This is a genomic window from Chryseobacterium echinoideorum (genome assembly GCF_007474535.1).
GTDB lineage: Bacteria > Bacteroidota > Bacteroidia > Flavobacteriales > Weeksellaceae > Chryseobacterium > Chryseobacterium echinoideorum.
Genome location: NZ_VKNW01000017.1, coordinates 1 through 26,390, shown reverse-complemented (window position 1 = coordinate 26,390; position 26,390 = coordinate 1). Strand labels below are relative to the sequence as shown.

General features: G+C 32.0%; 29 protein-coding genes and 3 tRNA genes. 21 read left to right on the top strand and 11 right to left on the bottom strand.

Annotated elements, in window-relative coordinates:
- Window positions 1-43 precede the first annotated feature (43 nt).
- The 8 genes from FOL89_RS16855 (at window position 44) to FOL89_RS16820 (ending at window position 7,137) form a co-directional block, all read left to right on the top strand.
- Window positions 44-373: a PadR family transcriptional regulator gene (locus tag FOL89_RS16855; protein ID WP_144283922.1), complete on the top strand. Its 330-nt coding sequence runs from the start codon at window positions 44-46 to the stop codon at window positions 371-373.
- Window positions 374-385: 12 nt separating this feature from the next.
- Window positions 386-2,086: a PspC domain-containing protein gene (locus tag FOL89_RS16850; protein WP_144283921.1), complete on the top strand. Its 1,701-nt coding sequence runs from the start codon at window positions 386-388 to the stop codon at window positions 2,084-2,086.
- A gap of 309 nt (window positions 2,087-2,395) precedes the next feature.
- Window positions 2,396-2,992: a 1-acyl-sn-glycerol-3-phosphate acyltransferase gene (locus tag FOL89_RS16845; RefSeq protein WP_144283920.1), complete on the top strand. Its 597-nt coding sequence runs from the start codon at window positions 2,396-2,398 to the stop codon at window positions 2,990-2,992.
- Between the two features lie 76 nt (window positions 2,993-3,068).
- A complete protein-coding gene (locus FOL89_RS16840) occupies window positions 3,069-3,506 on the top strand; it encodes a PaaI family thioesterase (protein WP_394344723.1) in 438 nt (145 codons plus the stop codon).
- Between the two features lie 113 nt (window positions 3,507-3,619).
- Window positions 3,620-4,075 carry a protease complex subunit PrcB family protein gene (locus FOL89_RS16835; protein WP_144283919.1) on the top strand — a complete coding sequence of 152 codons (456 nt, stop codon included), beginning with the start codon at window positions 3,620-3,622 and terminating at the stop codon, window positions 4,073-4,075.
- Between the two features lie 50 nt (window positions 4,076-4,125).
- On the top strand, window positions 4,126-5,187 hold the full coding sequence (locus FOL89_RS16830) for a hypothetical protein (RefSeq protein ID WP_144283918.1): 1,062 nt from the start codon (window positions 4,126-4,128) through the stop codon (window positions 5,185-5,187).
- Window positions 5,188-6,249 (top strand): RNA polymerase sigma factor, encoded by a 1,062-nt coding sequence (locus FOL89_RS16825; RefSeq protein WP_144283917.1) that lies wholly within the window; start codon window positions 5,188-5,190, stop codon window positions 6,247-6,249.
- A 12-nt stretch (window positions 6,250-6,261) separates the two neighbouring features.
- Window positions 6,262-7,137, top strand: a complete 876-nt coding sequence (locus FOL89_RS16820) for an outer membrane beta-barrel protein (RefSeq protein ID WP_185147001.1) — start codon at window positions 6,262-6,264, stop codon at window positions 7,135-7,137.
- 85 nt (window positions 7,138-7,222) lie between these two features.
- Here FOL89_RS16820 and FOL89_RS16815 read toward each other — a convergent pair whose 3' ends face one another.
- The 3 genes from FOL89_RS16815 to FOL89_RS16805 are packed head-to-tail and all read right to left on the bottom strand — an operon-like array spanning window position 7,223 to window position 9,125.
- Window positions 7,223-7,792 carry a hypothetical protein gene (locus tag FOL89_RS16815; RefSeq protein WP_144283915.1) on the bottom strand — a complete coding sequence of 190 codons (570 nt, stop codon included), beginning with the start codon at window positions 7,790-7,792 and terminating at the stop codon, window positions 7,223-7,225.
- 5 nt (window positions 7,793-7,797) lie between these two features.
- Window positions 7,798-8,619 (bottom strand): GLPGLI family protein, encoded by an 822-nt coding sequence (locus tag FOL89_RS16810; protein WP_144283914.1) that lies wholly within the window; start codon window positions 8,617-8,619, stop codon window positions 7,798-7,800.
- A gap of 17 nt (window positions 8,620-8,636) precedes the next feature.
- Window positions 8,637-9,125 carry a hypothetical protein gene (locus FOL89_RS16805; protein WP_144283913.1) on the bottom strand — a complete coding sequence of 163 codons (489 nt, stop codon included), beginning with the start codon at window positions 9,123-9,125 and terminating at the stop codon, window positions 8,637-8,639.
- A 126-nt stretch (window positions 9,126-9,251) separates the two neighbouring features.
- Between FOL89_RS16805 and FOL89_RS16800 the strand changes: the two genes are divergently transcribed.
- Both FOL89_RS16800 and FOL89_RS16795 read left to right on the top strand, forming a co-directional pair.
- Entirely contained in the window at window positions 9,252-9,575 is a 324-nt protein-coding gene (locus tag FOL89_RS16800; protein WP_144283912.1) for a helix-turn-helix domain-containing protein, read from the top strand.
- Window positions 9,576-9,608: 33 nt separating this feature from the next.
- Window positions 9,609-10,583 carry a chorismate-binding protein gene (locus FOL89_RS16795; protein WP_144283911.1) on the top strand — a complete coding sequence of 325 codons (975 nt, stop codon included), beginning with the start codon at window positions 9,609-9,611 and terminating at the stop codon, window positions 10,581-10,583.
- 456 nt (window positions 10,584-11,039) lie between these two features.
- On the opposite strand, the gene FOL89_RS16790 is transcribed toward FOL89_RS16795, so the two are convergent.
- Window positions 11,040-11,471, bottom strand: a complete 432-nt coding sequence (locus FOL89_RS16790; RefSeq protein WP_144283910.1) for a DUF6705 family protein — start codon at window positions 11,469-11,471, stop codon at window positions 11,040-11,042.
- A 167-nt stretch (window positions 11,472-11,638) separates the two neighbouring features.
- Complete coding sequence (locus tag FOL89_RS16785; RefSeq protein ID WP_144283909.1) at window positions 11,639-12,556, bottom strand: IS982 family transposase; 918 nt, start codon at window positions 12,554-12,556, stop codon at window positions 11,639-11,641.
- A gap of 251 nt (window positions 12,557-12,807) precedes the next feature.
- Between FOL89_RS16785 and FOL89_RS17625 the strand changes: the two genes are divergently transcribed.
- From FOL89_RS17625 to FOL89_RS16750, 7 genes are all read left to right on the top strand, one after another.
- Window positions 12,808-13,224, top strand: a complete 417-nt coding sequence (locus tag FOL89_RS17625; protein WP_185147000.1) for a M23 family metallopeptidase — start codon at window positions 12,808-12,810, stop codon at window positions 13,222-13,224.
- Window positions 13,190-14,278, top strand: coding sequence for a hypothetical protein (locus tag FOL89_RS16775; protein ID WP_144283907.1), 1,089 nt, complete (start codon window positions 13,190-13,192; stop codon window positions 14,276-14,278). Before FOL89_RS17625 ends, FOL89_RS16775 begins: the two co-directional genes overlap by 35 nt.
- 150 nt (window positions 14,279-14,428) lie before the next feature.
- Entirely contained in the window at window positions 14,429-15,025 is a 597-nt protein-coding gene (locus FOL89_RS16770) for a hypothetical protein (protein WP_144283906.1), read from the top strand.
- Window positions 15,004-16,419 (top strand): hypothetical protein, encoded by a 1,416-nt coding sequence (locus FOL89_RS16765; protein ID WP_144283905.1) that lies wholly within the window; start codon window positions 15,004-15,006, stop codon window positions 16,417-16,419. The genes FOL89_RS16770 and FOL89_RS16765 overlap by 22 nt, the downstream gene beginning before the upstream one ends.
- Window positions 16,416-17,507 (top strand): hypothetical protein, encoded by a 1,092-nt coding sequence (locus FOL89_RS16760; protein WP_144283904.1) that lies wholly within the window; start codon window positions 16,416-16,418, stop codon window positions 17,505-17,507. Before FOL89_RS16765 ends, FOL89_RS16760 begins: the two co-directional genes overlap by 4 nt.
- 21 nt (window positions 17,508-17,528) lie before the next feature.
- Entirely contained in the window at window positions 17,529-18,164 is a 636-nt protein-coding gene (locus FOL89_RS16755) for a hypothetical protein (RefSeq protein ID WP_144283903.1), read from the top strand.
- Entirely contained in the window at window positions 18,127-19,515 is a 1,389-nt protein-coding gene (locus FOL89_RS16750; protein ID WP_144283902.1) for a hypothetical protein, read from the top strand. Before FOL89_RS16755 ends, FOL89_RS16750 begins: the two co-directional genes overlap by 38 nt.
- Window positions 19,516-19,567: 52 nt before the next feature.
- Here the strand turns inward: FOL89_RS16750 and FOL89_RS17620 are convergent, their stop codons facing one another.
- From FOL89_RS17620 to FOL89_RS16735, 4 genes are all read right to left on the bottom strand, one after another.
- Window positions 19,568-19,741, bottom strand: a complete 174-nt coding sequence (locus tag FOL89_RS17620) for a hypothetical protein (RefSeq protein ID WP_185146999.1) — start codon at window positions 19,739-19,741, stop codon at window positions 19,568-19,570.
- 145 nt (window positions 19,742-19,886) lie between these two features.
- Window positions 19,887-20,015: a transposase gene (locus FOL89_RS16745; protein WP_144283901.1), complete on the bottom strand. Its 129-nt coding sequence runs from the start codon at window positions 20,013-20,015 to the stop codon at window positions 19,887-19,889.
- A 156-nt stretch (window positions 20,016-20,171) separates the two neighbouring features.
- Window positions 20,172-20,813, bottom strand: a complete 642-nt coding sequence (gene aat / locus FOL89_RS16740) for a leucyl/phenylalanyl-tRNA--protein transferase (RefSeq protein WP_144283900.1) — start codon at window positions 20,811-20,813, stop codon at window positions 20,172-20,174.
- Window positions 20,814-20,870: 57 nt separating this feature from the next.
- A complete protein-coding gene (locus tag FOL89_RS16735) occupies window positions 20,871-21,248 on the bottom strand; it encodes a DUF3127 domain-containing protein (RefSeq protein WP_144283899.1) in 378 nt (125 codons plus the stop codon).
- Window positions 21,249-21,422: 174 nt separating this feature from the next.
- Here FOL89_RS16735 and FOL89_RS16730 point away from each other — a divergent pair.
- The 3 genes from FOL89_RS16730 to FOL89_RS16720 all read left to right on the top strand — a co-directional run bounded on the left by FOL89_RS16730 (window position 21,423) and on the right by FOL89_RS16720 (window position 21,677).
- Window positions 21,423-21,504, top strand: a tRNA-Leu gene (locus FOL89_RS16730).
- A gap of 7 nt (window positions 21,505-21,511) precedes the next feature.
- Window positions 21,512-21,587, top strand: a tRNA-Gly gene (locus FOL89_RS16725).
- Between the two features lie 6 nt (window positions 21,588-21,593).
- Window positions 21,594-21,677, top strand: a tRNA-Leu gene (locus tag FOL89_RS16720).
- 83 nt (window positions 21,678-21,760) lie between these two features.
- On the opposite strand, the gene FOL89_RS16715 is transcribed toward FOL89_RS16720, so the two are convergent.
- Complete coding sequence (locus FOL89_RS16715; protein ID WP_144283898.1) at window positions 21,761-24,631, bottom strand: type I restriction endonuclease subunit R; 2,871 nt, start codon at window positions 24,629-24,631, stop codon at window positions 21,761-21,763.
- Between the two features lie 89 nt (window positions 24,632-24,720).
- The gene (locus FOL89_RS16710; RefSeq protein ID WP_144283897.1) at window positions 24,721-25,647 is read right to left on the bottom strand and encodes a tyrosine-type recombinase/integrase; all 927 of its coding nucleotides are present in this window, start codon (window positions 25,645-25,647) and stop codon (window positions 24,721-24,723) included.
- Between the two features lie 158 nt (window positions 25,648-25,805).
- On the opposite strand from FOL89_RS16710, the gene FOL89_RS16705 reads away from it, so the two are divergent.
- A partial coding sequence (locus tag FOL89_RS16705) for a restriction endonuclease subunit S (protein ID WP_228444949.1) occupies window positions 25,806-26,390 on the top strand: 585 nt, incomplete at its 3' end.

Sequence of the window (26,390 nt, the reverse complement as noted above, 5' to 3'; positions counted from 1 at the left end):
AAATCTGGAAAATGATATAATCAATTAATAAAAACCAATTACAATGAATACCGAAAATACCAAAGCGCAAATGCGGAAAGGGATTCTGGAATTCTGTATTTTAAGCCTCATCAATTATCGAGAAATGTATGTTTCTGATCTGATTGATGAGCTCAAAAAAGGAAAACTGGATGTCGTGGAAGGAACACTCTACCCTCTTTTGACAAGATTGAAAAACGGAGAATTTCTCTCCTACAGATGGGAAGAATCAACTGGTGGCCCGCCAAGAAAATACTACCAGATTACTGAAAAAGGCAAAACTTTTCTGGCCGAACTTCAGAATACCTGGAAAGAACTGACAGATTCTGTAAATCAAATCACTCAAAAAAATTAAAAACAAAAAGCTATGAACAAGACACTCTCAATAGGACTCGCAGGTTTTTCTTTTACTATAGAAGAGCATGCATATATAAAGCTCAGCGATTATCTGAATGCTCTGAGAAGCTCTTTAGATATTTCTGAAGCAGATGAAGTAATGAACGACATAGAAATAAGAATGGTTGAAATCTTCAAAGATTCTTTAGGAAGACGCGAAGTAATCAATGATGCTGATGTAGAAAAAGTAATTGCACAGATCGGCTCACCTGAAAAGATTGAAGAGCAGGAAGAAGCATATTACTCAGAAAAAAACTCTAAAGCAAAAAGCTCAGGAACTTATTATACAGATAAAAAACAATTGTTCAGAGATCCCGAAAAACAAAAAATAGCAGGTGTATGTGCAGGTTTGGCAGCTTATTTCGGTCTGGAAATCAGTTGGATGAGATTAATTTGGGTAGGAGCATTTATATTGTTGTGGATTGCACCAGGATCATCATTTTTAGTAATAATACTTTACATTATTCTTTGGGCTGTACTGCCAAAAGCAGAAACTGCATCCGATTTTTTGAAAATGAAGGGCAAGCCGCTCAATTTTGATAATTTAAAGGAAGAATCCAGCAAAATTGTACAGTTTGCCAACGAAACCACAACAAGAGCAGGAGAAATCTATATTGAAAATAAACCTTACGTTAACAAAGCTGGAAGCGGAATCTGGAATGTTTTGAAATACATCATCGGGATTTTCTTCGCCATCATGGCAGTAAGCAGCATTATCGGGGTATTCGTAGTTTTTGGACTTTTCGGCATTGATTCTAATTTTCCGGGAGCCAATGAAATGAAATTTTATTTTGACGATAATGGTCTGTATAATGTTCTGGCTGCATTAATCATCATCGGATCTTTGATTCCTGCAATTCTATTCAGTTTACTGAGCATCAAAATTTTTTCTCCGAAAACAAAGTTGAGAAATATCGGATGGGTTTTAGGGGCTTTATTTCTTACCGTGATTGGATTGGGAACCTATTTCGGAATTAGTATGGCAAAAAGAGAGATGCTTTTTACGGGTCATAAGGAAGATACAGAAGAAATTGCCATCAACACTCAGTCTGATACCCTTTATGTAGATGTAAAACAAATTACCATCCCACAAAATTTTGTAGGCTATGATGATGATCTGTACTCTGATAAAAGCTATGTTTATAAAAAAGACTGGATCAATGTAGATATTACCAGAAAACCAGATGTTAAAACTCCTTATCTTATCATTAAAAAAGATGCGAAAGGATACAATATTCCTCTGAATGTACATATTCCTGTAGAAATCATGGACAATAAAGTAATCCTTCCTAATTATGTAAAATACCCTTACGATCATCGTTTCAGAGAATATCATATTGATTACGAATTAGTTATTCCAGAAAACTCAGTAATCATTTCATTGAAAAAGAACGAAATTAATATGAATGGTGATGCGGATGGAAATGGGATTAATGATGATGACGAGGATAATGAGCATGAAGAAGAAAGCGAAAATGTGATCAAGATTAATGGTTCTACCATAGAATACAATTCTGATGATAAAGACAGTGTGATCATCAACGGCAAGAAATATCCTAAAAGCGAAGCAAAGCATGTTATGGATACAATGAAGGCAAAAATTGGTAAAATTGAAAATGTAGATATTAAAATAAAGGACGGCAAAAAAGAACTATCTATTAAAACCAAATAATTAAACTTTAGAGAGTGCAGGAGGTGTGAATGGAGAGCAATCGTTTGAAATTCACACTCTTCTTCTCTCAAAAATTTAAAACAATTTTCAATATAGAGTGTTTTATTACAAAAAAATTCTTATATTCGTACTTTAATATCACAAATTATAAACGCAAAAAAAATTAACCCATGGTACAAGTAGTTTTAGAGATCGCAGTAAAAATCGCAGATTTTATCAGCAGTTTATTTTAAGAGCAACAATATTTCGATATATTTGTAAAGTATAACCATTCTTTGGTTATACTTTTTTGTTTTAAACCGAAAAAAAATGAGAAAACTGATTGGCAAACTGCTGCTGAAAATTCTTGGATGGAAAGTTGTGCTGCAAGGAAATGTTAATAATCTTGACCGATGCATACTTGTTGTAGCTCCACATACTCACAATATGGAATACCTGTTGGGAAACCTTGCTTATTGGTCTTTAGGAAAAAAATTAAAAATAATCATCAAAGATGACCATACCAAATCATGGTATGGATCTATCGTAAAAGGTTTGGGCGGAATAGGAATTGACAGAAGCCAAAAAAACGACTTGGTAAATTTTGTTGCCAGACAATTTGCAAAAGAAGATTTCAGTCTTGTCATTACCCCGGAAGGAACAAGAAGCTGGGTTCCGAAGTGGAGAAAAGGTTTTTACCATATGGCATTAGCAGCAAAAGTGCCGATTGTTTTGGCAGCCGGAGATTTTAAAAGAAACATCATCTATCTGGGATATCAGATTCCTTACGAAAGATTAGAATCTGCAAGTTTTGCTGAAATCATGGAGGAAATTCAGAATTATTACATCAATAATGATATTGGTCCCAAAATTCCAGCTAACTGGAATCCGAATATTATGGGAAACGAAGCAGAAGTTAGAAGTTAGAAGTTAGAAGTTAGAAGTTAGAAGTTAGAAGCAAATTTACTTTTACTTTTTACTTATCATTTATTATTCATAAAAAATGTACATACAAAATAAATCTAAAGAAGAGATTCTGGAATTTTTAAATAATTGGGGTGGTGAAATCACTTTAGCCAAAACTCTGGAAATAAAATTTACAGATATTGACCTCGAAAATGAAACACTTACTGCAACAATGCCTGTGCAGCCTAAAGTACACCAGCCTTTCGGAATTTTACACGGCGGTGCAAGCTGTGTTTTAGCCGAAACAATGGGTTCAAGCCTGTCTAATTTATTTATTGACGGCAGCAAATATTATGGGGTAGGAACCAATATTAATTCTAATCATCTCAGAAGCAAAAAAGACGGTACAGTCACTGCGGTTGCCCGATTTATCAGAAAAGGAAAAACCATGCATGTTTCGGAGATTGAAATACGCGACGAAAAAAAGCAGCTCATCAATCATACAACAATGACCAATAACATTATCAACCGGTAATTTTAATCTAAAATACTAAAGACTCAAAAATTTTTGAGTCTTTTTTTCATATTTCGCTGCAACCTTTTGATTTTTTTTCATCTTATATAAAGAAACCCTTAAATTTATAGATCATGAAAAAAATTCTATTCTTATTACTAGCTTCAATATTATTTATCAATTATTCTTGTGATAATAAGGACGAAAATATTGAAAGTAAAACGCAAATTAATTTCCAGTTAATTGGAAAAGGAGAACTAATTGGGCACGATCTGCCACAACAAAATCTTGTCATTACAAATTCTGCACAATGGACTGCTCTTCTGAACAACTTAGATAACAGTAATAATGTTTCAGGAGGATTTACGGAGACCAATATTGATTTTAATCAATACATGGTTATTGCGGCTATTGATCAAACTTATCTTAATGGTGGTCATTCAATTGACATTGTTTCAGTTGATGAAACAGCATTAAATATTGAAGTAAATGTAGAAAATTTATCTCCTGGAAACCTCACTACGGTTGTCACTCAGCCTTATCATATTGTGAAAATCCCTAAAATTGCAAAACCTGTAACATTTTATTAAATCTACTGCAACCTTGTTGTAATTCTTCATCTTAATAGAAAATAATAACCATGAGAAATTTAATTTTACCGTTTATTTTGTTGTTAACTTTTGTATTTTCTTGTAGGGAGAATGAAGCTGAAGGTCTTGAACAGAAAAACGCATCTTATGATGTATATATTGCTGGTCAAAAAAATGGCGTTGCTTGTTACTGGAAAAACGGAAACAGAACCGATTTAACTAATGGTTCAGGCATTACCGCAGTAAAAATTTTAGTTGAAAATAATGATATTTATGTTTTCGCTATCAGCAATTCCGGACCTTCAAATTATTACTTTTGGAAAAATAATGTGAAAGTTGATATTCATCAATACATTGGTCTCAACATCAATACTACAAATCAATCAGATTATTTTCATAACATAAACGATTTTCTAGTTGATCAAGGAAATGTATATTTTTTTGGAAGTATAAAAAGTCCGACTGTTCAGATACCTTCAACCTGGACTTATACAAAAGAGCTTTGTTATTGGAAAAATGGAGTTAAAACCGTGTTATTTACAGAAAATCCTCCTTTTACTCAACAGTATGTCACTACAAGAAATTTTACAATTTATAATGGGGATGTTTATATTCCTGTAAATAAAATGCTTAATAACTTTATTGACGCACCCGTTGAAGTAGGGTATTTTAAAAATAATATTTATACGGTTATTTCTCCCTTTAACGGACAGAAAAATTTCATGCATATTTCGAGCAATTCTAGTGGAGTATATTTATCAATAAATGATAAACTTTTGAATAATACTTTTTATAAAAATATTTCATCAAATAACGACCTTTACATTTCTCAAAGCGTAAAAGGAAGATTTAAAATTGATGGAAATGATATTTATGATTTTAGTAACGGTCAAAATTATTTAAAAAATGATATTCTTACTGTTTCAAACTATGCTTCTGGATTTAATAATATAGAAGACTTATATGCTCTTGACCAAAATGTTTATCAAATTAGGTCCAACTATATTAATGACAAAAAAGAAGCTTATAAAGCTTACATTAACAATACCGAAATTCAGCATATTGATATTTCAGATGGAATTTTCAATTCTATATTTGTTAAACAAAACTAAATGCAAAAACTCAACTGGCAAAAAATCTACCTCAGCTATTCCCCAAAACTTTTGGGGATTTGCCGGCGTTATGTAGCAGATCTTCAGGCTGCTGAAGATATTGTTCAGGACAGTTTTATGACTGCTATTGAGAAAAACCAACAGCTGAAAGATGAAAAGGCTGTTTTTGGATGGCTCAGAAAAATTGTCATCAACAATGCCCTGCAATACATCCGAAAAACAAGTGCAGAAAATTTTGCAGCCACAGAAATATCAGAAATTGCCGAAATAACCGATACAAATCCCGCAATGGACGAAAAAAAACACATCCTTATATATGATTTCACGAGAGAGGAGCTGTTGAAATCTATCGACAGCCTTCCTTCTCATCACAAATCTGTTTTCAATCTATATTTTATTGAAAATTATACCCATTCAGAAATTGCAAAGCTGCTTCAGATCCCTGTAAATACTTCAAAATCTCATTTATTGAGAGCTAAAAAATCTGTTCAGGATTATCTGATGAAAAACTTTGGAAACAGGGAAAACACCAAAAACAAAACCGCTCAGATTCTTGTTTTTCTTGGCTTGGGCGGACTTTTGTGGGCACAGACTTTTCAAAATAAATTTTTAGATTTTAAAATTCAGCCGCAAAAGCAGTCCGAATTTACTGGAAGTATAAGCTTGCAGAATTATTGGGGTTTCAATCAGTATTTCAAAAAAAATTTAGTTATTGCTGCAACTTGCTTAATCATGATTACAGGATCAGTATTTTTATTCAGACCCATACCTTCACACTCTTCAATAAAAACGATAACAGGCACATCTGAAAATAATATAAAACAAAATAAAACAGATAATATATTACCGGAAAAAAAAATAAAAACAGTACCGATTAATGCTGATTTAAAAGAAATTCCGGAAATACCCGTGCCTAAATCCAAAATCACAAAAAGCAGATTAGCACAAGATGATTCTGAAAAAAACAAAAAAATAATTCCTCATCTAAAAGAAGAAAATACTGCTCCTGTGATTATAGTTAAAAAAATCGTCCAGAGAGATACTATATTTGTAGAACGATAAACCACTCTGCTTTTGAAAAAACTATTATTTTTTTTATTCATACTATTTTCCATTGGCTTACAGGCTCAGAGAAAAAAAACTGATACCATCTATATTTACGAAAAAATAATCGTGTATGATACCATTTATATCGAAAAAGCCATCAGTTTACCATTTAAAGATATACAGTTTTCAACACCGCAAATAGCTGCAATAGAATTGAATGATTTGCATTTGCCAAATAATTTTCAAGATAATTCTCAAAACCTTCTTAAAAAATCCGGCAATGGTTTTCAATACGGAATTGAAGCAGGTGTTGGTCTAAAAAAAGTAAGCTGGGCAAATGACTTTTCAGATAATCCCTCTCAGTTTGGTCAAAATCTAGGAATATGGATTTCAAAAAATCTATTTCTCCCTCAATTATCCGTTTTATTTTCTGCCAATATTCAAAATTGGAATTCCAACTTTGATTTAGATGCTAATAAAGAAGAAACTTATCTGAATGGTTTTTATTTCACGAAAAATAATGAACCTTTACTATTTCAAAGATTTAAAAATCAGCATTTTGAATACCTCATCCATCTAAAACTACTGTACGAATGGAAAAAATTGCGCCCATTTGTTGGAATTGCAGTCAATAAAAACATCTACAAAATGCAATTTATGGTTCCTGAAAACGATGTACTGAATAGATTGGATGATTTCAAAAGCAAAAATATCAACTTTGGGTATACATTGGGAGTTCAATATCGTTTGTACGGTCGTTTATTTCTTAATTTCGAATATCAGCAATTCATAATCAAGAATCTTTCTCTAAAAAACTCTGCATTTGATTTTGACATATTTAAACCGAATAATACCTTTGCTGAAAGAAAATTTTTACTCGGAATTTCTTACCAGATCAGATAATTCAGAAAAGCACAAATCAAGAGAATAATATCTAAAATAATAAAACAGCCTCTTACAAAAATTGTAAAAGGCTGCTTTTTTTAGATTAATTTTGCTGTATTGATTCAGTTAACTTTGTTGTAGTGCTTGTACTTTTGTGACAAGAAAGATGACAATCTGCAGAACATAATGAAGCGCCTAAACTTGTTGGTTTTCCATAACAATCATTCGCGCGGTGACATTTAATTACACAAATTGCAGGATCATCACCAGAGCCTGCTAAACTCATATCTTTTGTAGACTTAATATGCAGAATTTCCTTACTTATATAGATCAAATGCTTTTTAGTTTTTTCACTTAGAATATTACTATCCTCTGCAATATAAGTAGCCACAGGTTTTTGACTTTTCTTATCAACAACTACCTTAAAATAGAATCCTTTTCCTTCCGTATCCTCTTTGTAAATTGTATAATATTCAATATTGTTTTTTTCCAAAACAAAGTTATCTTGTTCTGTTAGTAATGAAAATGATTTATTTTTAGGCTCTTCATTTTTTCTAAAACTACTAAAGTATTCTTTATCGTTATCTGTGTTGTTTTTTGTAGCGGCATAAGAAAATAGGCTACATAAAATTAGCATCAATAGCGTTACTGTTTTTAAAAGATTTTTTTTCATAATTGTTAAGGTTTTAGTTCTATTTTATTTTGTTTTTTAAACATTTCTATTAAACTTTTTTGAGTATCATTAACTAATTTTCTCATGTCTACAACATTACCGTTTTTATCAGCTCTTTCATAGATTTGAGTAGCATTCATTAACTCTTGCATCCTTTGTGTAGGATTATCCTCATAATTTTTTCTCAAATCATAATATTTTTTTCTAGAAGTTTCTATAAATTTAGTAGTACTAAGATCTAAAGTGATATCATTTCTATCTGTAGAAATACCCATAATACTAAAACAATGCTTATTTTCGGTGTCATAAATTTCCAAAATTAAGCCTGGTAAACCAAAAAACTTATATGGACCTTCCTGAATAGGTATTTGTTCTGTAAAATAAGCCTCATAACTTCTTCCTGCATAAGAAGTTTTTGCTAGAACAGCATTATATCCTAAGATTTCTTTTTTTGTATTAGTAATAATCCATTTAAAATCTGGTTTTTCAGAATATTTGAATTGTTTATCCATAAAATCATTAGAATAAAAAACAACTTCTCTTTTTTCTAAATCTTTACCTATAATACCTCCAAGATAATCTTCTGGTAAAGCTCTGAAATTGGTTATTTTATTGTTCTTAGTATCTGCAATCATAATAGAATCTGACAAGTATTCGCCTTCACTAAAAAATAAAGATTCTTTTTCATCAATCCGAAGAAATGCTGTCTGAGATATTATTGTGGTATCTTCAACATTTTTTTGTTTAGAATACTTATACTGAACAACTAAATTTTGTGAAAATAAACTGCTGCAACAGAAGAATAAAAAAATTATACTGATTTTCATTCTCAAATTTATATAATTTATTGTATTGATGCAGTAAGAGATTTTACTGGTTTAGAAAGCATATAACATTCAATGAAACAATCTGTAGCACAAAGCATAGTTCCTACTTGGGATGGTTGATCATCACATTTCCATTTATTATTACAGTCCGAAAAGCAGTTGGCTCTTATGTCTGTTGGTCCTCCATCACCTGAACTTTTTACACTATTAATGTGATAAGTAATGAAATCAGAAACTTGTTGAGTTGCAATATCAATGTTTATGATATTTTCTAATTTTTGGTCAGAATCCAATACTTCGATTGAATAAGAGGATATTTTACCATTTTCAGCCTCTCCTACATAAACTTTGAGCTTTTTTCTCATACCATCAGCAACCGTCCTGTACACAATTTTTTCATGCACATTAATCTCTCTTAGCTGTTCATTCTTATACAGCTCAACTCTATCTCCTGCGAAGCAAAAAGAAGTAATAAATAAAACGAATAATAATGTTAAATTTTTCATTTGAAATAATTTTTATTGGTTAACAGTTCAAAACTAAAACAAATATTTCACACTATATATGAATATTATTCCACAAAATATGTGGAACTTTTTGGACATTTTTTATATTTTTGTAAAAAATCTTGTATGGTAGGAAAAAAATTAAGAATCCTTAGAACTAAAGCAGAAATCTCTCAGCAGGACTTAGCAGATTTTATAGGTGTTGACAGAAAAACATATATTAACTGGGAAAATCAGATTAGTGATGTTAAATCGGAATACATCCCTAGATTAGCAGAAAAATTAGGTGTAGAAATTAAAGAACTCTTTGAGGATACAGCTTCTACAAATGTTAATCAGAATGTTAATGATAATACATTTAATAATAGTGTTATGATTATGATGGTTACCGACAAAAAAGTAATGACAGATGTATTAAAAGTTTTGAAAAGAGATAACAATCCTGAATAAAAATAAATTCGGATTTAAGAAAAGCATAAGTCTATGATTTACTTTCAGTTTCCTTTTGATAAAAAATTCTATTCTACCGATGAAAAATCTGAGATACATCCTATAGAATTTCATTCATTTGACAATTCGGAAATTAAAAATTTTAAAGGAAAAATCGTGGAAATCAGTCAGGAAGAATTTAATACACTCCATATAAATTCTGCCAATCTTTATGATGAAGAAATAAAATATAATGCAGAAAACAAGCAGGAATATTTGAAAAAACTTGAAAAAGTAATCCAGATCATCAAAGAAAACAAACTGCCAAAACTTGTTCTGTCGAGAAGAAAAATGATCCGTGATTTTAATTCTTTAGATCTTACCAAAAGTTTTTCAAATCTTTGCCTGAATTATCCAAATGCTTTTAAATATATGTTTTTTGACGGAAAAGATTCCTGGATGGGTGCTTTTTCAGAAGTTTTAGGGAAATTCAACAAAATAACTCAGCAGTTTGAAACGATGAGTCTTGCAGGCACTATTCCTGTGAATGAAAACTGGTCACAGAAAGAAATTGAAGAACAAAAGCCGGTTTCAGATTACATCCGCAATATTCTACAACAGTACGATGCCGAGAACACTTTACAAGAATCTGAAATCTATGATCATATTTCAGGAAATATTAAACATTTAAAAACAGATTTTAAACTGAAAATTAATCCTGAAAATCTGGACATGATCATCAGCGAACTGCACCCTACTCCGGCGGTTTGCGGTATTCCCAAAGATTTTTGTGCAGATCAGATTGAGAAAACCGAAAAATTTCCGCGCGAGCTGTATGCAGGATACATTAAGATTGAGACAGAACATCACATTCAGTTTTTTGTTAATCTGCGTTGTGCCAAGTTGTATAAAAATGCCGTTCACCTCTTTGTTGGTGGCGGAATCACCGCAGAAAGCAGCCCGGAAAAAGAATGGAACGAAACAGAACTCAAGTCGGAAGCTGTTTTAAAAAACCTTGTGGTGAATTGATTTACTCCTAGTAAAATCTGAGTTACAAAACAAATCTTCCTGAGATTATCGGGAGGATTTGTTCTTTTTATCTCATTTAAGCATTCTTCTACTTGACAAAAATACTAATTTCAAACTGCTGATTGACAGGAATACCATAAGATCTGCCGTTTTTTCAGCTTTTCACAAGGATCAATCGTAAAAGGTAAGTTTGGCAAGCTCGGCAAACCAATCGTACAGCCGTTCTCATCGATAAAACCAGATTGTGGGTCGGTGGGGATGATTGTTCCTGTACATTTTTGGGACAACCAACAAACGCCCTGGAAAAGGGCGCTTATTTACTGTTTCGTTAGCACAATATCTCTTGGGAAATTAACCGGAAAATCATTTCCCTGCATGACAGAGTTGTAATAGGGGCAACTATCATTAATGTAAGAGGGATCATAGACAAAATGCAAGGTCATTTTATAGTTAATCTCATCGAAATCTGTGATATGAAAGAGATGCGGTCTTTCTGCACATATTATCTGGATAAAATGTTATCATTTTTTTTCCGGGATATTTTAAACTGTTAAACATACCCCTAAACTCGGAATCTTCATTATTGAAATTAGTGATCCTATCTATTTCCACCACGCCGCCAGAATTTATTATTTTTCTTTCGCCAAAAATTCTATCCATATAAAGTTTACCCATTTGAGAATAATATTTTATTTTTCTCAATTCCAAATAAACTGTTTTACCATTCCAGCTCCCTTTCCATACACCTACATACTTGTCCAGTTCATTATTTGTATCTTTTATATAACCATTGTCAGGAACATCGCTTGGGCTTGTATTTAGCGGATAAATCTGTGCTTTGCAGGATAGTGTCAGCAACAATATTGTAAATAAGATTATATTTTTCATTTAATTATTTGTTTTAAAATTAAGGACATTTTTTTGTTTTTCTGTTTCCATTTTCTAAGTATATTTTAACCATTGTCAGGAACATCGCTTGGGCTTGTATTTAGCGGATAAATCTGTGCTTTGCAGGATAGTGTCAGCAACAATATTGTAAATAACCTGAGTTCGGTTTAAGCAAAGTTTAAAAATAGTTGACCGTCATTTACCTTTTTCAAGTTGAGTGACGGTTTCTTTGGAAAGAAACAATATGCTGTTAGCCCTCCCAAAATATTTATTATAAAATTGTTCACACTTCGGTGTCTGGTGTGCTCAACCTGACAATGATTTTTCAGTTCGTCATTTATGGTTTCAATGATAGCTCTTTTTCTGAGCAAAATCTTGTCTTCCATTGTCATAATATGATTTTTCATATTCTTTTTAAGCTTGGTAAAGAGCTGGATCCCATCTGCAAAAAGCATCTCCCACAAGGCTTTTGAGAGATATCCTTTATCGGCAAACAATTTTCCAAACAGTTCCCTGGTCATCTTCTTGATATGCTTTGGATTTCTATCGTCCACATTTCCTTTCGTCAAATAGAAAGATAAAAGTTCTCCTCTTTCATTGCATATCAAATGTAGTTTGAAACCGTAAAACCAACCCATTGAGGACTTTCCGCGTTCTGCCAAACCTTTGAAAACTTTATGGCTATGTATTCTTTGATTTCTACAGACTTTCAAAGTTGTACTGTCCATAAAGCTGATTCCTGTACATTTTCCCAGGCATTTCTCTTTTAAGAATAAACCAAAAACAACAAAACATCTTTGTTGAAGCTCAATAAACCTGTTATAGGAAAGCCTATTTGGAAACAGATCTTTCCAATATCCACAAACGATTTCCTGATAATAATGTTTAAACGTTTTGTGGGCTCCTAAATGAAAGCCTATCATAATTGTGATAATTTCAGAATTAGACATTTTTGAATTTCTGTTTCTTCTTTTCTTGCTGTCTCCCAAGGCTTCCAGCTTTAATTTTTTAATTTGAACATCAAACTCTTTACAGAAATCATCAATTTGTACAAAAATATTTGTAATTTGGTCTTTTAAATTCATAGCAATAAATCGTTTAAATATTTGAATGTCAGAAACTTAAATATACGAATTATTGCTATTTTTTACAAAGTTTATCTCAATTATTATCCCGAACTCAGGTTAATTTAGCAGGAAAACATTGGGGTTTATTTGGAACAAATGCAAGAAACGGAACAAGACCCCATAAAGGTTTAGATTTATTTGTAATACCAGGTTCTTCTGTATATTCTTGTGTCAAAGCAGAAGTTACAAATATTGTATATCCAGCTGCTGTGGGATATGGTATATCTTTGACATTAAAGGTTTTAGATAAAGAAACTTTTTTGGCACATAAACGAGATTATCAGTTAAAATATCCTGACAAAGAAGATAAAAAAGATTCAGGATATAATGAAGATGGGGATATATACTTATTCTATGGACATTTACGAAAAGTACTGGTAAGTAAAGGAGATGTAATAGACGATATATCAAAACCAATAGCATTAAGTGGCGTTTCAGGTGTTCAAAGTGGTGGGACTTGCGCACCACATGTACATTTTGAAATAAGAGATGCAAGTAAAAAAAGATGCAACCCTGGTTATTATGTATATTATAAATCCTATGATGACCAAAGTCAAATAGAAAGAGACATTCAAATAAAAACAGCACAAAATGGAAAAATTAATGAATTCGGTGGTAAAGAATAAAATATTATTTAATTTATTTTTTATTTTATTTTCTATAAATATTCTATGTTCTTGTAAAAAGGATGTTGATAATTATAATCCAAATTCAACTTTTGTTGAAGCAAATCAAACGATTTTTAAGGAAGTAAAAAGTCTACAAATAAATAATAATTACTCAGCAGATTCTGTAAAGAGTCTAGATGTAAATTTTCAGGATTATCATTTTAAAATTAAATATATTGAGGATAGGGCTTACATACAATATTCCTTTGGAAATAAACTGATTCAAGATTGGCAGCCGTTTAATATTAATTTTTATTATGACAGCTCTTATGAATTTGCTGAAAAAGATATTCATTTACTTTATAACTCTACAATTTCAGAAGGAGTACTATTAATCCCCAGTTTTACTGAAGAATTTCCATCTTATTTTCTATATAAATTTGACTCGAATAAAATTCAATATTTAAAAGATATTGAATTAAATACAGGTATTCAACTAAATAAAAATGGTCACTATCAAGCTGTTCAACAAAATGAGAAAATAAATGTTAGTTATGTTATTAAAAATCGAACTGAATTTAAATTTGTTGATAGAAATGATCAACAAAATATCATTAATCAAACAATTATAAAAGATGATATAAAGCTTATCAATGGTTTAAAAAGTGAAAATTCTGATAATATAATTGGTTTATGGCAACTTGATTGTTCCGTACAAAATAGTGGTATTGAAATTTATCAAAATAAAAATCGCTTTACTGGTACTTTAGCACTAGCTCCACCTGCAATTTTTATAAATGTTACCCTGGAAAAGGGTATAGAAAATAATGTTTATTATTTAAAATATGTTTCACAAGATATGTCTCCACCAATGGCTTCCGAAAATGAAATTGATGAAGAAAATATTTCAAAAAAAGAAAATATAGGAAAAATTGTTAAAAACAATGAAGAGTTCGAATTAACGTGGTATGGACTAAGCAATATCAAAACATCAAAAAAAACACATATAGTTACTCAGTTTAGTAGTTCAGAAAATGCAAAGCCTGTAAAATTAAAAAAATGTGAGAATTAGCAAGAATCACAGAAGGTTTCTGGAATGACTTTGGAGGAAGTGAGGTAAGCCGTGCGAGATGGGGACAAACCGTAGATTATTGCATAAAAGGAGAAAATATAGAAGGAGAGAAAATTGAACTAGAGAACCACCAATATTGCTTCCGACGAAGTGAAATTATATGCCAAAGCCAAACTCATTGGTTTTAATACCTCTTTAACAGATGTTACCGAAAAGAAAGACACTCAAAAACATCTTACAGTCAATAATGAAGAAGAAGTTTACCGTGCAATAATAGGAGATAAAGATGGAAGAGCAAGGCACAATCCTGTAGATTATGAGATCATAAGTTGGGTTTATGCAAACACTACTTATCCGAAAGATACAAAACTGAAAGTAAAGATCTTTGAGAATACTCCATGGTACGAATTTGATCAAAAATGTGATGAGCTGGAAGCTACAGGCACAGTAAAAGAAGATGGAACTTTGGTCACCGAAATTAATTGGAGCAAGTTAAAAGATGCCAAACAAAATAAGAAAACCAAAAATTACTATGCCAAAATCTATAATGAAGACGATGATGAGTTATTAAATGGGAAGGACAGTGATATATTGTGTTCTACAGTTCTTACGCCTCAAAGTGATTTGTTGAAAGAAGCTAGTTATGTAGGAGCTGTGACGAATGGAAGCCAGAATATAGAACAACAAAATAATGGAGCTTGTGTTTGCCAACAGAATAATTTGGTTTGGGGGGGCATCCAAATGTAACCTGTGAGTTTAGAAAAAAAGTAGTTGAAATAAGTAAAAGACAAAATTTTGACCCTAATGATTTAATGTCGGTCATGAAAGTTGAAACTTCAGGAACATTTTCTCCATCCAAAATTGAAATAAAGCCCACAAAAGAAAAAAGGAAGGATGGCACATTTAAAAGAGATTACAGAGGTCTAACAAAAGATGAAATCATGCAACTTCCCGAAAATTTTGCTGGAGCAGTTGGATTGATTCAGTTCACTCCTGTTGCCATAAGTTCTTTAAATACAAGCTATAATTTTTCTTTGACGAAAAGGAAATTAGCATTGATGTCTGCATTGGATCAATTAGATTATGTAGAAAAATATATTGAATTATGGAAAAAAACTAAAAATATAACAAGCAGAATATCTATATCTGATTTATATGTACTCGTTTTTGCCCCAAATTACTTTGGATCTAGCGATGATACTACATTATATAGAGAAGGTTCTGATTATTATAATGCAAATTCAAGTGTTGATACGGATGGTAAAAATGGTATTACCAAAAAAGAAATCGCTGCAAGGGCAATTTCTGCAAAAACTGAAGGATTTGTAAATAATGAGGTTACTTTTGAGTGTGGAAATAATGGTCAAGCTGATATTCAAATAAATGCAAAAGATATTGTAACTTATCATATCTATGAGAATGGAAGAATAGAAAAGCATATCCCCAAAACTATTAAAGAAGAATACAAACAAAAATATAAATATGTTTATCATGATAAAGATAAAAACGAACATGAAATATGTATTGTGGATTGGTTTACCGTAGATAGAAGGAATAATGGACAGAGAATTTCAACCATTCCTGCGGGTTATATAAATACATATAGCTATCCTTCAGGAGGAAACGCACAAACAGCATACTTATATTCAAATGGGGACATCTGTGTCTCGGGTACAAGGTATGGCTATAGAAAATATTCTAAAGGGCAAGGAAAAGTCCCTCTTGTTAGAATGATGGATAGTTTAAGCTATGAAAAAGGTTATATTAAAATATTTTACACATTTCAAAATTCGCAAAGGCGATATTGTAATCCTGATGCCTATGCTGGTTTTATAGGAGCATTAGCCAAATTAGGAAGAGAAGATGTTTTGTGTACGGGTATGTGTTTTGCAGATGCAACAAGCTATCCAAGTGTAACACATCCGAATGGAGATTGTGCGGATACAGCTTATTATGCTACTTTAGAGCTTGAGCAAAAGAAAGTAAATGCCTTCAAGGAATTTCATTTTGAAAAAATATACAGGGGTAGTGGAAGTTGGTATTCTAGATTAGTTGGAACTATCTATTCTTCTGGTCATGAAGATCATCTACATTCTGGAGAATTTAATTCAAACATTATTCAAACAATAGAAGAAAAATGAAAAAAATAAAATTGTTATCATTCTTATTATTTGGGTTTTTAAGTTGCCAAAAACAAGGTCAGAAAGATATGGTAGCTTCTAATACGAAGGAAATAATTAATGTTGATAAAATAAAATTTGAAACGGTTGGTTTTTCAGATAAATATGATTTGCTTCCAAAATTGAATCTTAAAGAAATTGATGAAAAAGAATTTAATCAATTAAAAAATTTTAAAAATGACCTTATTAAAAAACCATTAATAGAAGACAAGGGGAATTATTATTTTGAAGTTGGGTCTAAAACTATAAAGTTAAAAAAAAAGGAAGGAACTATATGGTACAATTACTTAGGGTTTTATACATCATTAAATATGTATGCATTTTCCTGTAATTCTGTAAGTGAAAGTTTAGGGTTTAGTGATTTTGAATTAATAAATAAATCAAATGGGAAAATATATAAAATAGTTTCACCAGGTGATGATAAAATCGAAACTCCTATTTCATCCCCCAACATAAAATACTTAGCGTATTTTTATAATCAAATTTATAGTGATAACAATAGTTTTTTAGGGATTTTAAAAATTGACTCACATAAGAATTTTCAAGAATTTTCAAGTTTTACTTCTGAAAATTTTAGAATACATCAAATTGCTTGGTCTATAGATAATTTGTTATTAGTTAAGACGTCATCTGATAATAAAAGAAATTTTAAGTATTATAAAAGTGATCTTACATTCAAAAAAAATGAGGAAGCAAATTTAATTTCAAACAAATGGTTTGGTAATTATACTGCATGGTTTAGTTATGGTGAAATAGGAGGACAGAATGTTGGTTGGGAGTTAGAAATAGAAATAAACAAAGAAAATATCATAGCTTCAGGAAATGGTTATCAAATTGGTTTTACGGATGAGTTAAATGCTTTAGAAGACGGAAACAAATTAATTCTGAAACATAAAAAAAATATAGATGGATACACTCTTGGAGAAAATATGGATACTGAATTTGTTTTAATAAACGACAATGGAAAATATTTCATTCAGTCGAAGTGGATTGACTCAGATATTCTTACGAAACCAGATCAGAAAGGGTATAAAATCAGTAAAAAATAATTGATTGAAGCATTCTGTAAAATGGCAAATTCTTTTGGTTCAAAAGCGAAACATGAGGAAGATGACTGGCATTTTGAAGTGAAGCATAATGATATTATAAGCTATCAGAAAAGTGGTTCGTTGAAAGTAGGAAAAAGTGTTCGTTTTAGTATTGGAAATAATGATTTAATTTTTAAAAATTTAGCTAGCAACGAACAAATTTACTGGAACTTGGGAGGAAAAACGTTTCAGGGGCAGTATGCAGATTATACACCCACAGTTTCTGGAGTTGTAACTGTAAAATGTTTTGTTAATTCCCAAAATGGCATTACAAAATCAGAACCCATTGTAGAAGCCAAAATAACCGAAGGCTTTTGGAATGATTTCGGAGGCAGCGAAATAAGCCGTGCAAAGTGGGGACAAACCGTAGATTATTGCATAAAAGGTGAAAATATAGAAGGGGAGAAAATTGAACTTCATATTTATGATGATGATAATCCACCTAATGACGATGATTTTGCTTACTCTAATACCGAAAATAAAAAAGATATTTTAGGAAGCAAAAATGGAGGCTACACCTATCATAGAATAGAACTTAGTGATACAATAAAGGATAGAACCACCAATTGCTTCCGACGAAGTGAAATTATATGCCAAAGCCAAACTCATTGGTTTTAATACCTCTTTAACAGATGTTACCGAAAAGAAAGACACTCAAAAACATCTTACAGTTAATAATGAAGAAGAAGTTTACCGTGCAATAATAGGAGATAAGGATGGAAGAGCAAGGCACAATCCTGTAGATTATGACATCATAAGTTGGGTATATGCCAACACAACGTATCCGAAAGATACAAAACTGAAAGTAAAGATCTTTGAGGATATCAATTGGTCAATAGATAAGGAATGTAAAGAACTTGAAGTAACCGAAACCGTAAAGGAAGATGGCACATTGGTAGCAGAAATCAATTGGGGCAAGTTAAAAGATGCCAAACAAAATAAAAAGACAAAGAAATACTATGCTGTCATTTATGATAAAGATGACAATGAATTATTGGATGGCAGTGATAGTAGCACATTATGCTCCACTGTACTTACCCCACAAAGTGACTTGTTGAAAGTAGCAAGTTATGTAGGTGCGGTTACGGTGGGAAGTGATACGGTGCAAAATGGTAATGGAGCTTGTGTTTGCCAACAGAATAATTTGGTTTGTGGTAAAAAAATTGGATGTAATGAAAGAAAAAAAGTTGTTGAGGTTGCAAATAATTTGGGAGTTGATCCTAATTGGTTAATGACGGTAATTGCGTTGGAAACAGCAGAGACTTTCAGTCCATCAATAGACAATGGAGTTGGTTATGTTGGTCTCATACAATTTGGTGTAGGAGCAGCAACAGATGTAGGAACTACACAAGAAAAACTAGTTAAAATGTTTTTTATAGAACAAATGGATTATGTTGAAAAACATTTAATGAAAAAGAAAGCTAAATTTAAAACATTGGCGGATTTGTATTTAGCAGTATTATATCCTAGTGCTTGTGGACACGGTAGTGAAAAAGACTATGTTGTATTACATGGAGCTGCTTATAGAAGTAACCCATTATTCTTTAAAGAAGAAGGAGAATGGGAATGGGCAACGAAAGTAAATAGTAGAGGTAAAACGATAAAATATAAAAAACCAACAAATCCTAATGGAAATACTTATGTTTGGGAAATAGCAATGGTAGCTCAAGAAGTGTATACTAAAGGATTAGGATTGAAAGAAAATGAATTTGGTTGTGGAGCATCTATTACTCCCGCAATACTTAATGCAAAAGATATTATAACTTATCATATCTATGAGAATGGAACAATAGAAAAGCATATCCCCAAAACTATTAAAGAAGAATACAAACAAAGATATAAATATGTTTATCATGATAAAGATAAAAACGAACATGAAATATGTATTGTGGATTGGTTTACCGTAGATAGAAGGAATAATGGATTCAAATGGGGACATCTGTGTCTCGGGTACAAGGTATGGCTATAGAAAATATTCTAAAGGGCAAGGAAAAGTCCCTCTTGTTAGAATGAAGGATAGTTTAAGCTAAATATTCTTTCTCAAGCAATTCCATAATCTTCAAATTTTCTTCTTTTTCTACATTCGGTTTATAGTACAATTCGCTTCTGTGAATGGATAGTAAATTGAATTGTTTACTGATAGTCAATGATTTATCATTTTCATCAATGCGTTCTCTACGTTCTTGTAAAGGCATCACCTCAAGTTTTTTTTAGAAAATCTTTCTCTACTTTTAGCTGTCCAATTTGGGCATAAAGTTTTTCTATGTCGATGGATTTTTCTTTTTCATTTGAAATTTCTGCCTGAAAAAAATTCCCAAAATTACTTAATGTCTGGGATTTTCAAAGACTGATTTGAGAGTGCTGTAACTCGTATTTCTTGGCGATTTCCTCTATGGTAGTGCGTTTCTTCAACGCTTCCAAAACTACTTTTGATTTGAATTCTTTACTGAATTTTCTCCTTGTTGACATAAATTATTTGATTTTAAAATTAATTTTTTTTCGTTAATTTCATATCTTAAATTACGGTCTTAATTTGGGGGAGTATTATACTCCGAAAAATATCAAAAGAAGAAAAGTATTTTGTCATTTCTATTAAAGATTACATTTACATTTCTGAATTCATTTTCAGTGCTGATGTAAAATTTTTAAAAAATCTGTCTTTGAAATCATTCTTGCGCCCAAACTTTCAAGATGATGAGTATGAGACTGGCAGTCTATTAAGGTGAAATCGTTTTTGTGTTGTTGCACGAAATGTATAAAGCCTGCTTTTGATGCATTGCTTACTTTAGAAAACATACTTTCTCCACAAAAAACATTACCAACCTGCAGGCCATAAAGTCCGCCAACAAGATTGCCTTCCATCCAGACTTCTACACTTTTTGCCAGGCCATAACGATGCAGTTGCCTGAAGGAATTCATAAGCTCCTCAGAAAGCCATGTTCCGTCCTGGTCCTTTCTTCTTATAATACTGCAATTGTATATAACTTCGTCAAAGTTTTGATTTTCAGTAATAGTAAAAATATTTCTGTTTAAAATCTTTTGCATTGATTTCGATACTTTCAGCTCATTCGGAAATAAAACAAATCTTGGATCAGGACACCACCATAGAATTTCTTCGTCAGGATTAAACCATGGAAAAATACCATTTTGATACGCAAACCAGATTCTTTCTACAGATAAATCTCCGCCGAAAGCAATAATGCCTTCATGACCGTCATATTTTGCCGGATCCGGGAATGAGATTTCGTTTTTGTTAAGTCTTACCATTCGCAGAAAAAATCCTGCCTTTTAAAAGCAGGATTTTTATTAAGATTTATTTTTTGATTAGAATGGTAAATCATCATCGTCATCATTCGCAAAAGGATTCTCGTTAGAAACCGGTGCCGCAGATTGGGAAGGCGAAGCTTGTGTAGGTTCTGATCCGTTGTCTATAACTTTTTCTACTCTCCATCCCGTAATAGAGTTGAAATATTTTGTTTCGCCTTGTGGAGAAACCCATTCTCTACCTCTGATATTGATTCCTACCTTTACATTTTCACCTTCTTTTAAAGAATCCAGTAAATTTATTTTATCCTGTAAAAATTCGATGTTAATCGGCTGAGGATACTGTTCTTGTGTAAGAATAACCATTTCCTTTTTCTGAAAACCGCTTGCAAATGTTTGTGTTTCAGAGATTTTCTTTATCGTTCCTTGTAATTCCATATCATAAATATTAACTGTGTAAAAGTAATAAAATGAAATTTAAAAAAAATGGTTTCAAACAATTTTTAGAAAAATTTATTTTTTTTTAAAAATAATTCTTGCAATTACAAATAATTGCCCTATATTTGCACTCACAAAAACGAAAGAAGTTCTTTAAAATATTTCAGTAACCATGCGGATGTGGTGTAATTGGTAGCCACGCCAGACTTAGGATCTGGTGCCGTGAGGCGTGGGGGTTCGAGTCCCTTCATCCGCACAAGTTTGCGAAAATAGCTCAGCTGGTAGAGCACAACCTTGCCAAGGTTGGGGTCGCGGGTTCGAATCCCGTTTTTCGCTCCACACCATGCCCTGGTGGTGGAATTGGTAGACACGCAGGACTTAAAATCCTGTGTCCGCAAGGACGTACGGGTTCAAGTCCCGTCTGGGGTACAAAAAACGCTGTTAATCTGTTGATTTTCAGCGTTTTTGTTTTTTAGGGGTGGCTAAAAGGGTGGCTTTTTAGTAATTCGTTTTTAATTCCCAGATATTCCATTCACAAAAGTATCTACAAAACTGATTATTTTATGTAAGATTCTGTCTCCGATTTCTTTAGATTGTAAAACACTTGGTCTTCCCTCATTTCTTAAATCCAAAATTTCTTGACGTATGGGCTCTCGTTCTGTAAAAAGATAGTTTTCTATTAACCTTTCTGTTTTTTCTTTCGTTAAATTTTCTGTTTCGATTAATTCTTTGAGTGCTTTTTCTTGTTCAACGCTCCAGAATTTTTCAAACTCTTCCGATATAGTGTCTGTATCTTCAATATATGGCAAATTTTCTTGAATAAATTTTTCAATTAACGCTCTTTTGCTTCTTAGTGAAACATCTGTGTTTAGTAAGTTGAAAATATCTTTTTCAATACTTTCTTTGTCTTTTTTACTGTGTTTTGACTTCAAATTAATCAATAACTGAACAATGTAGGTTACATTAATGGTATCACGCCTTATTAGTTCCAATTCAAAATCAATATCATTCAGAATTGATGTTTTTTCTGGTGAAGAATGAGGACCAATTTTTTCTTTTAGATCAAGATATTTACTGGTATAATCAGCAAAAAGCTGCTCTTCCATTTGCAAATCCTCCCAAGTAAATTCGGTGTAATGGCTCATTTTTTTGTGCAAACGCATTAAGTTACGGAACGCCAAAATAAACTGCAACTGATCTTCTTCGGTAAACAATCCGTCCACCGATTTCACTTCCGGAACAATGGTTAATAATTTTTCTACTGCTTCATTAAATTGCTCTACATATTTTTCATAAGGCTCTACAATAATTTCATCAATTGCTTCTTTGTTGCTGAATAACGCAATGGCTTCGTCTGTTTTATCTTTTAAATTTCGGAAACAAACGATATTTCCTTGTGTTTTGTTCTTATCTAAAATCCGATTGGTTCTACTGAATGCTTGTATCAATCCGTGATATTGTAAATTTTTATCTACATACAATGTGTTCAGATGTTTGCTGTCGAAACCTGTCAAAAACATATTGGCGACTAACAAAATATCCGTTTCGTTTTGCTTCGATTTTTTGGCAACAGCATTGTAATAATTGTAAAAGCTTTCGGTGTCTTTGATGTTGTGTTTTTCTCCAAATAGTTCATTAAAATCTTCTACATAATGTTCTAAAACTTCTCTACGATGTGGCTTTGGATTGCCATATTCTGCTTGGTCTTCTGCAACCATAGCGAGTTGAGAAGAAGTTGCGTCTTCCATTTCGTCTTCATTTTGACCAAAACTAAAAATGGTGGCAAGTTTTAAATTATGTTTTCCGTTTTGTTTTTTGCGTTTGAAAATTTCATAGTACTGAATCACCGCATCAATATCTTGCACACACATCATTGCACAGAATTTTCTGCTTTGTGTTTTTTGATCGTGATGTAGAATGATATAATCTACAATGGCTTCTTTACGTTCAGGTGCTTCAAAAACTTCTGTTTCGTTGATTTGCTCTACTTTCAAATCAATAATTTGTTCTTTCTGCTTGAAGGTTTGAATGTATTCTACCGAAAATTTCAACACATTTTCATCTCGAATAGCATCGGTAATCACATATTTATGCAAGCATTTTCCAAACAAACTTGCTGTGGTTTTTTCGCCGTTTGCGTTTTCTGCTAAAATAGGTGTTCCTGTAAAGCCAAACAGTTGAATATTGGTAAAATAACTGACAATGTTTTTATGCGTATCCCCAAATTGCGAACGATGACATTCGTCAAAAATAAAAACCATTCTTTCGTTCTGAATTGATTTCATTTTCAATAAATTTCTGCCCGAAATAGCGTTGTTCAGTTTCTGAATGGTGGTAACAATAATGCGAACATTCGGGTCGTTAAACTTCTTGATTAAATCATCGGTATTGGTGGCAGAACTTACCGAACCTTTGCTGAATTTATCATATTCCTGATTGGTTTGATAATCCAAATCTTTTCTATCCACCACAAAAACCACTTTTTTAATAGCAGGAATTTTAGATAAAATCTGGCTGGCTTTGAAGCTAGTTAATGTTTTTCCACTTCCCGTTGTATGCCAAATGTAGCCGTTCTTATCAATGTTATAACCGTTCAGAATTTCGTTTTCTTTTACTTTTTTGATAATGCTTTCTACGGCGTAATATTGATATGGGCGAAGCACCATCAAGGCTTTAGCGGTTTCATTCAGGACAATGTATTTACAAATCATTTTACTGATGTGACAAGGCTCTAAAAACGCATCTGTAAACTCTTCCAACAGATTATTAAGTGGTTTGTTCTCCTCATCTGTCCAATGAAAAGTTTGTAAAAATTCTTGCGGATGCAAACCAAAGTTGCTGAAATATTTGGTATTTACACCGTTACTGATAATAAACAATTGCACAAAATGAAACAAACCTTTTCCTGCACCAAAACTGTGCTTTTGATAACGATTGATTTGATTGAACGCTTCCTTCATTTCCAATCCTCTACGTTTCAATTCTATTTGAACCAATGGTAATCCATTAATCAACAGCGTCACATCGTAACGGTTTTCATATTTTCCTTCTTGCGTAATCTGGTTGGTTACCTGATATTCGTTTTGACACCAGTGTTCTACATTCAAAAACTCAAAATATAGGTTATCACCATTATCACGAATGATATGATGTTTCTTTTCTCTTAGTAGTTTGGCTTTTTCAAAGACAGAACCTTTGTTGAGAATATTTAGAACTTTCTCAAATTCACTGTCAGTAAATTGGATATGATTGTGCTTTTCTAATTGTGTTTTAAGGTTTACCAATAAAGCTTTTTCATCTTTTATGGAAACATATTGATACCCTATTTTTTGAAGTTGGATTAACAGTTGTTCTTCCAATATATGTTCTGATTGTTTACTCAAAATAATTATGAATTAGGAGGTTATTATGGTTTTTCAACTACTTACAAATTTAGTAAAATAAAATATTCTCCCAATTCATAATTTAGAACTTATCTCAATGTCTTAAACATCTGCTCAATGGCTTTCTTCTTTTGTTCCATATTTGGGTGAACATATAAATTTAAAGTGGTACTGATGTTGGAATGTCCGAGTAATACACTTACCGTTTTGTAATCGCAATTGCTTTCGATACAACGTGTGGCGAAACTATGTCTTAATCCGTGAAATTTTATTTCTGGGATTTCTAAATAACGCATTAAGTTTTTGTAAAAACTTCTATACGTTCTAGGTTCTGTAGGTTTAGCATCATTGGTGAGTACAAAAAAAGAAGGATTTACTATTTTTTTGATGGGTTTTATCAGTCGAATTAAATCTCGGTTCATCGGGATTTCGCGAATGGAATTTTTGGTTTTTGGCGTGTCTAAAATGAGTTCTGTTTTTCGGGTTCCTTCTTCTATCACGTAGATTCGTTGAATGGTGCGGTTCACGCTGATGACTCCGTTGTCGGTATCAATGTCCTCCCAAGTTAAAGCACAAATTTCTCCAATGCGCATTCCTGAAGACAAACAGATTAAAACACCTAAATTCCGAAAGGTAAAATGCTCTTGTATGTAATTCATTATTTTTTTTTGGTGCGTTCTTGAAAGCACTTCTATTTGCTGACTTTCTCGGATGGTAGGATATTGAATTTCGAAGGATTCGTAAGCAATCCATTTGTTTTTTGCCCCGAATTTTAGCACCATTTTCAAGACGATTAAAATGTCTTTGATGGTTTTTTGGCTTAAACCAGCTTCTAATTTTTGCAACACAAAAGTTTGTACATCGGCTTCCTGAATTTCGTATTGATTGCCAAAAGAGGGTAATAAATGATTTTCGATGAGTAACACATACGCCGAAAACGTTGATTTTTTTACATAGTTTTTTTTGTCTGCTTTCCATAGCGCAATGACTTCTGAGAGTTGTTTTTTACTATTCATTTTTATTTAATTTTTAAAACATCTCAAAGGAAAGAAATTGAGGATTAAGGATTGCAAATCTTTTAAATTGAGGTTTAAGAATCCTTAATTCAAATGTTCCAAATAACCCAAAGCAAATCCCTAATCTTAGATTTCCTGAGTTCGAAGGAGAGTGGGAAGTGAAGAAGTTGGGGGAGATTGCTACATTTTCAAAAGGAAAAGGGATTTCTAAAAGTGAAATTGAAGAAAATGGAATTACTGAATGTATAAGATATGGCGAACTATATACACATTACAGAGAAGTCATTAACGAAATAAAATCTAGAACTAATGTAGATAAATCGGCTTTAGTATTAAGTGAAGAAAATGATGTTATCATCCCAGCATCTGGAGAAACAACAATAGATATTGCTACGGCTTCCTGTGTTTTGAAGCCAGGTATTGCATTAGGAGGAGACTTGAATATTATCAAATCCAAAAATGATGGAGTATTTTTATCTTATTATTTGAACAGCAAGAAGAAAATGGAAATAGCAAATTTGGCTCAAGGCATTTCTGTAGTGCATTTATATTCAAGTCAGTTAGCTTCTCTTTCATTGAGTTTACCAACTAATCAAGAACAAGAGAAAATATCAACTTTCTTGGCAAAAATATCTGAAAGGATTGACTGTTCAATTAAAATAATTAACGATTTAAAAACTCTAAAAACAGCCACTGCAAAAAAAATATTTTCACAAGAATTGAGGTTTAAAGATGATAATGGA

Excerpts from the sequence above, each read along its gene's own strand:
- FOL89_RS16755 (WP_144283903.1), top strand. The coding sequence starts at position 17,529 with ATGGCAAATTCTTTTGGTTCAAAAGCGAAACATGAGGAAGATGACTGG.
- FOL89_RS16835 (WP_144283919.1), top strand. The coding sequence starts at position 3,620 with ATGAAAAAAATTCTATTCTTATTACTAGCTTCAATATTATTTATCAAT.
- FOL89_RS16795 (WP_144283911.1), top strand. The coding sequence starts at position 9,609 with ATGATTTACTTTCAGTTTCCTTTTGATAAAAAATTCTATTCTACCGAT.
- FOL89_RS16840 (WP_394344723.1), top strand. The coding sequence starts at position 3,069 with ATGTACATACAAAATAAATCTAAAGAAGAGATTCTGGAATTTTTAAAT.
- FOL89_RS17620 (WP_185146999.1), bottom strand. The coding sequence starts at position 19,741 with ATGCCTTTACAAGAACGTAGAGAACGCATTGATGAAAATGATAAATCA.
- FOL89_RS16825 (WP_144283917.1), top strand. The coding sequence starts at position 5,188 with ATGCAAAAACTCAACTGGCAAAAAATCTACCTCAGCTATTCCCCAAAA.
- FOL89_RS16710 (WP_144283897.1), bottom strand. The coding sequence starts at position 25,647 with ATGAATAGTAAAAAACAACTCTCAGAAGTCATTGCGCTATGGAAAGCA.
- FOL89_RS16830 (WP_144283918.1), top strand. The coding sequence starts at position 4,126 with ATGAGAAATTTAATTTTACCGTTTATTTTGTTGTTAACTTTTGTATTT.
- FOL89_RS16810 (WP_144283914.1), bottom strand. The coding sequence starts at position 8,619 with ATGAAAATCAGTATAATTTTTTTATTCTTCTGTTGCAGCAGTTTATTT.
- FOL89_RS16800 (WP_144283912.1), top strand. The coding sequence starts at position 9,252 with ATGGTAGGAAAAAAATTAAGAATCCTTAGAACTAAAGCAGAAATCTCT.
- FOL89_RS16745 (WP_144283901.1), bottom strand. The coding sequence starts at position 20,015 with ATGTCAACAAGGAGAAAATTCAGTAAAGAATTCAAATCAAAAGTAGTT.
- FOL89_RS16760 (WP_144283904.1), top strand. The coding sequence starts at position 16,416 with ATGAAAAAAATAAAATTGTTATCATTCTTATTATTTGGGTTTTTAAGT.
- FOL89_RS16850 (WP_144283921.1), top strand. The coding sequence starts at position 386 with ATGAACAAGACACTCTCAATAGGACTCGCAGGTTTTTCTTTTACTATA.
- FOL89_RS16785 (WP_144283909.1), bottom strand. The coding sequence starts at position 12,556 with ATGAATTTAAAAGACCAAATTACAAATATTTTTGTACAAATTGATGAT.
- FOL89_RS16855 (WP_144283922.1), top strand. The coding sequence starts at position 44 with ATGAATACCGAAAATACCAAAGCGCAAATGCGGAAAGGGATTCTGGAA.
- aat (WP_144283900.1), bottom strand. The coding sequence starts at position 20,813 with ATGGTAAGACTTAACAAAAACGAAATCTCATTCCCGGATCCGGCAAAA.
- FOL89_RS16775 (WP_144283907.1), top strand. The coding sequence starts at position 13,190 with ATGGAAAAATTAATGAATTCGGTGGTAAAGAATAAAATATTATTTAAT.
- FOL89_RS16790 (WP_144283910.1), bottom strand. The coding sequence starts at position 11,471 with ATGAAAAATATAATCTTATTTACAATATTGTTGCTGACACTATCCTGC.
- FOL89_RS16845 (WP_144283920.1), top strand. The coding sequence starts at position 2,396 with ATGAGAAAACTGATTGGCAAACTGCTGCTGAAAATTCTTGGATGGAAA.
- FOL89_RS16815 (WP_144283915.1), bottom strand. The coding sequence starts at position 7,792 with ATGAAAAAAAATCTTTTAAAAACAGTAACGCTATTGATGCTAATTTTA.
- FOL89_RS16735 (WP_144283899.1), bottom strand. The coding sequence starts at position 21,248 with ATGGAATTACAAGGAACGATAAAGAAAATCTCTGAAACACAAACATTT.
- FOL89_RS16805 (WP_144283913.1), bottom strand. The coding sequence starts at position 9,125 with ATGAAAAATTTAACATTATTATTCGTTTTATTTATTACTTCTTTTTGC.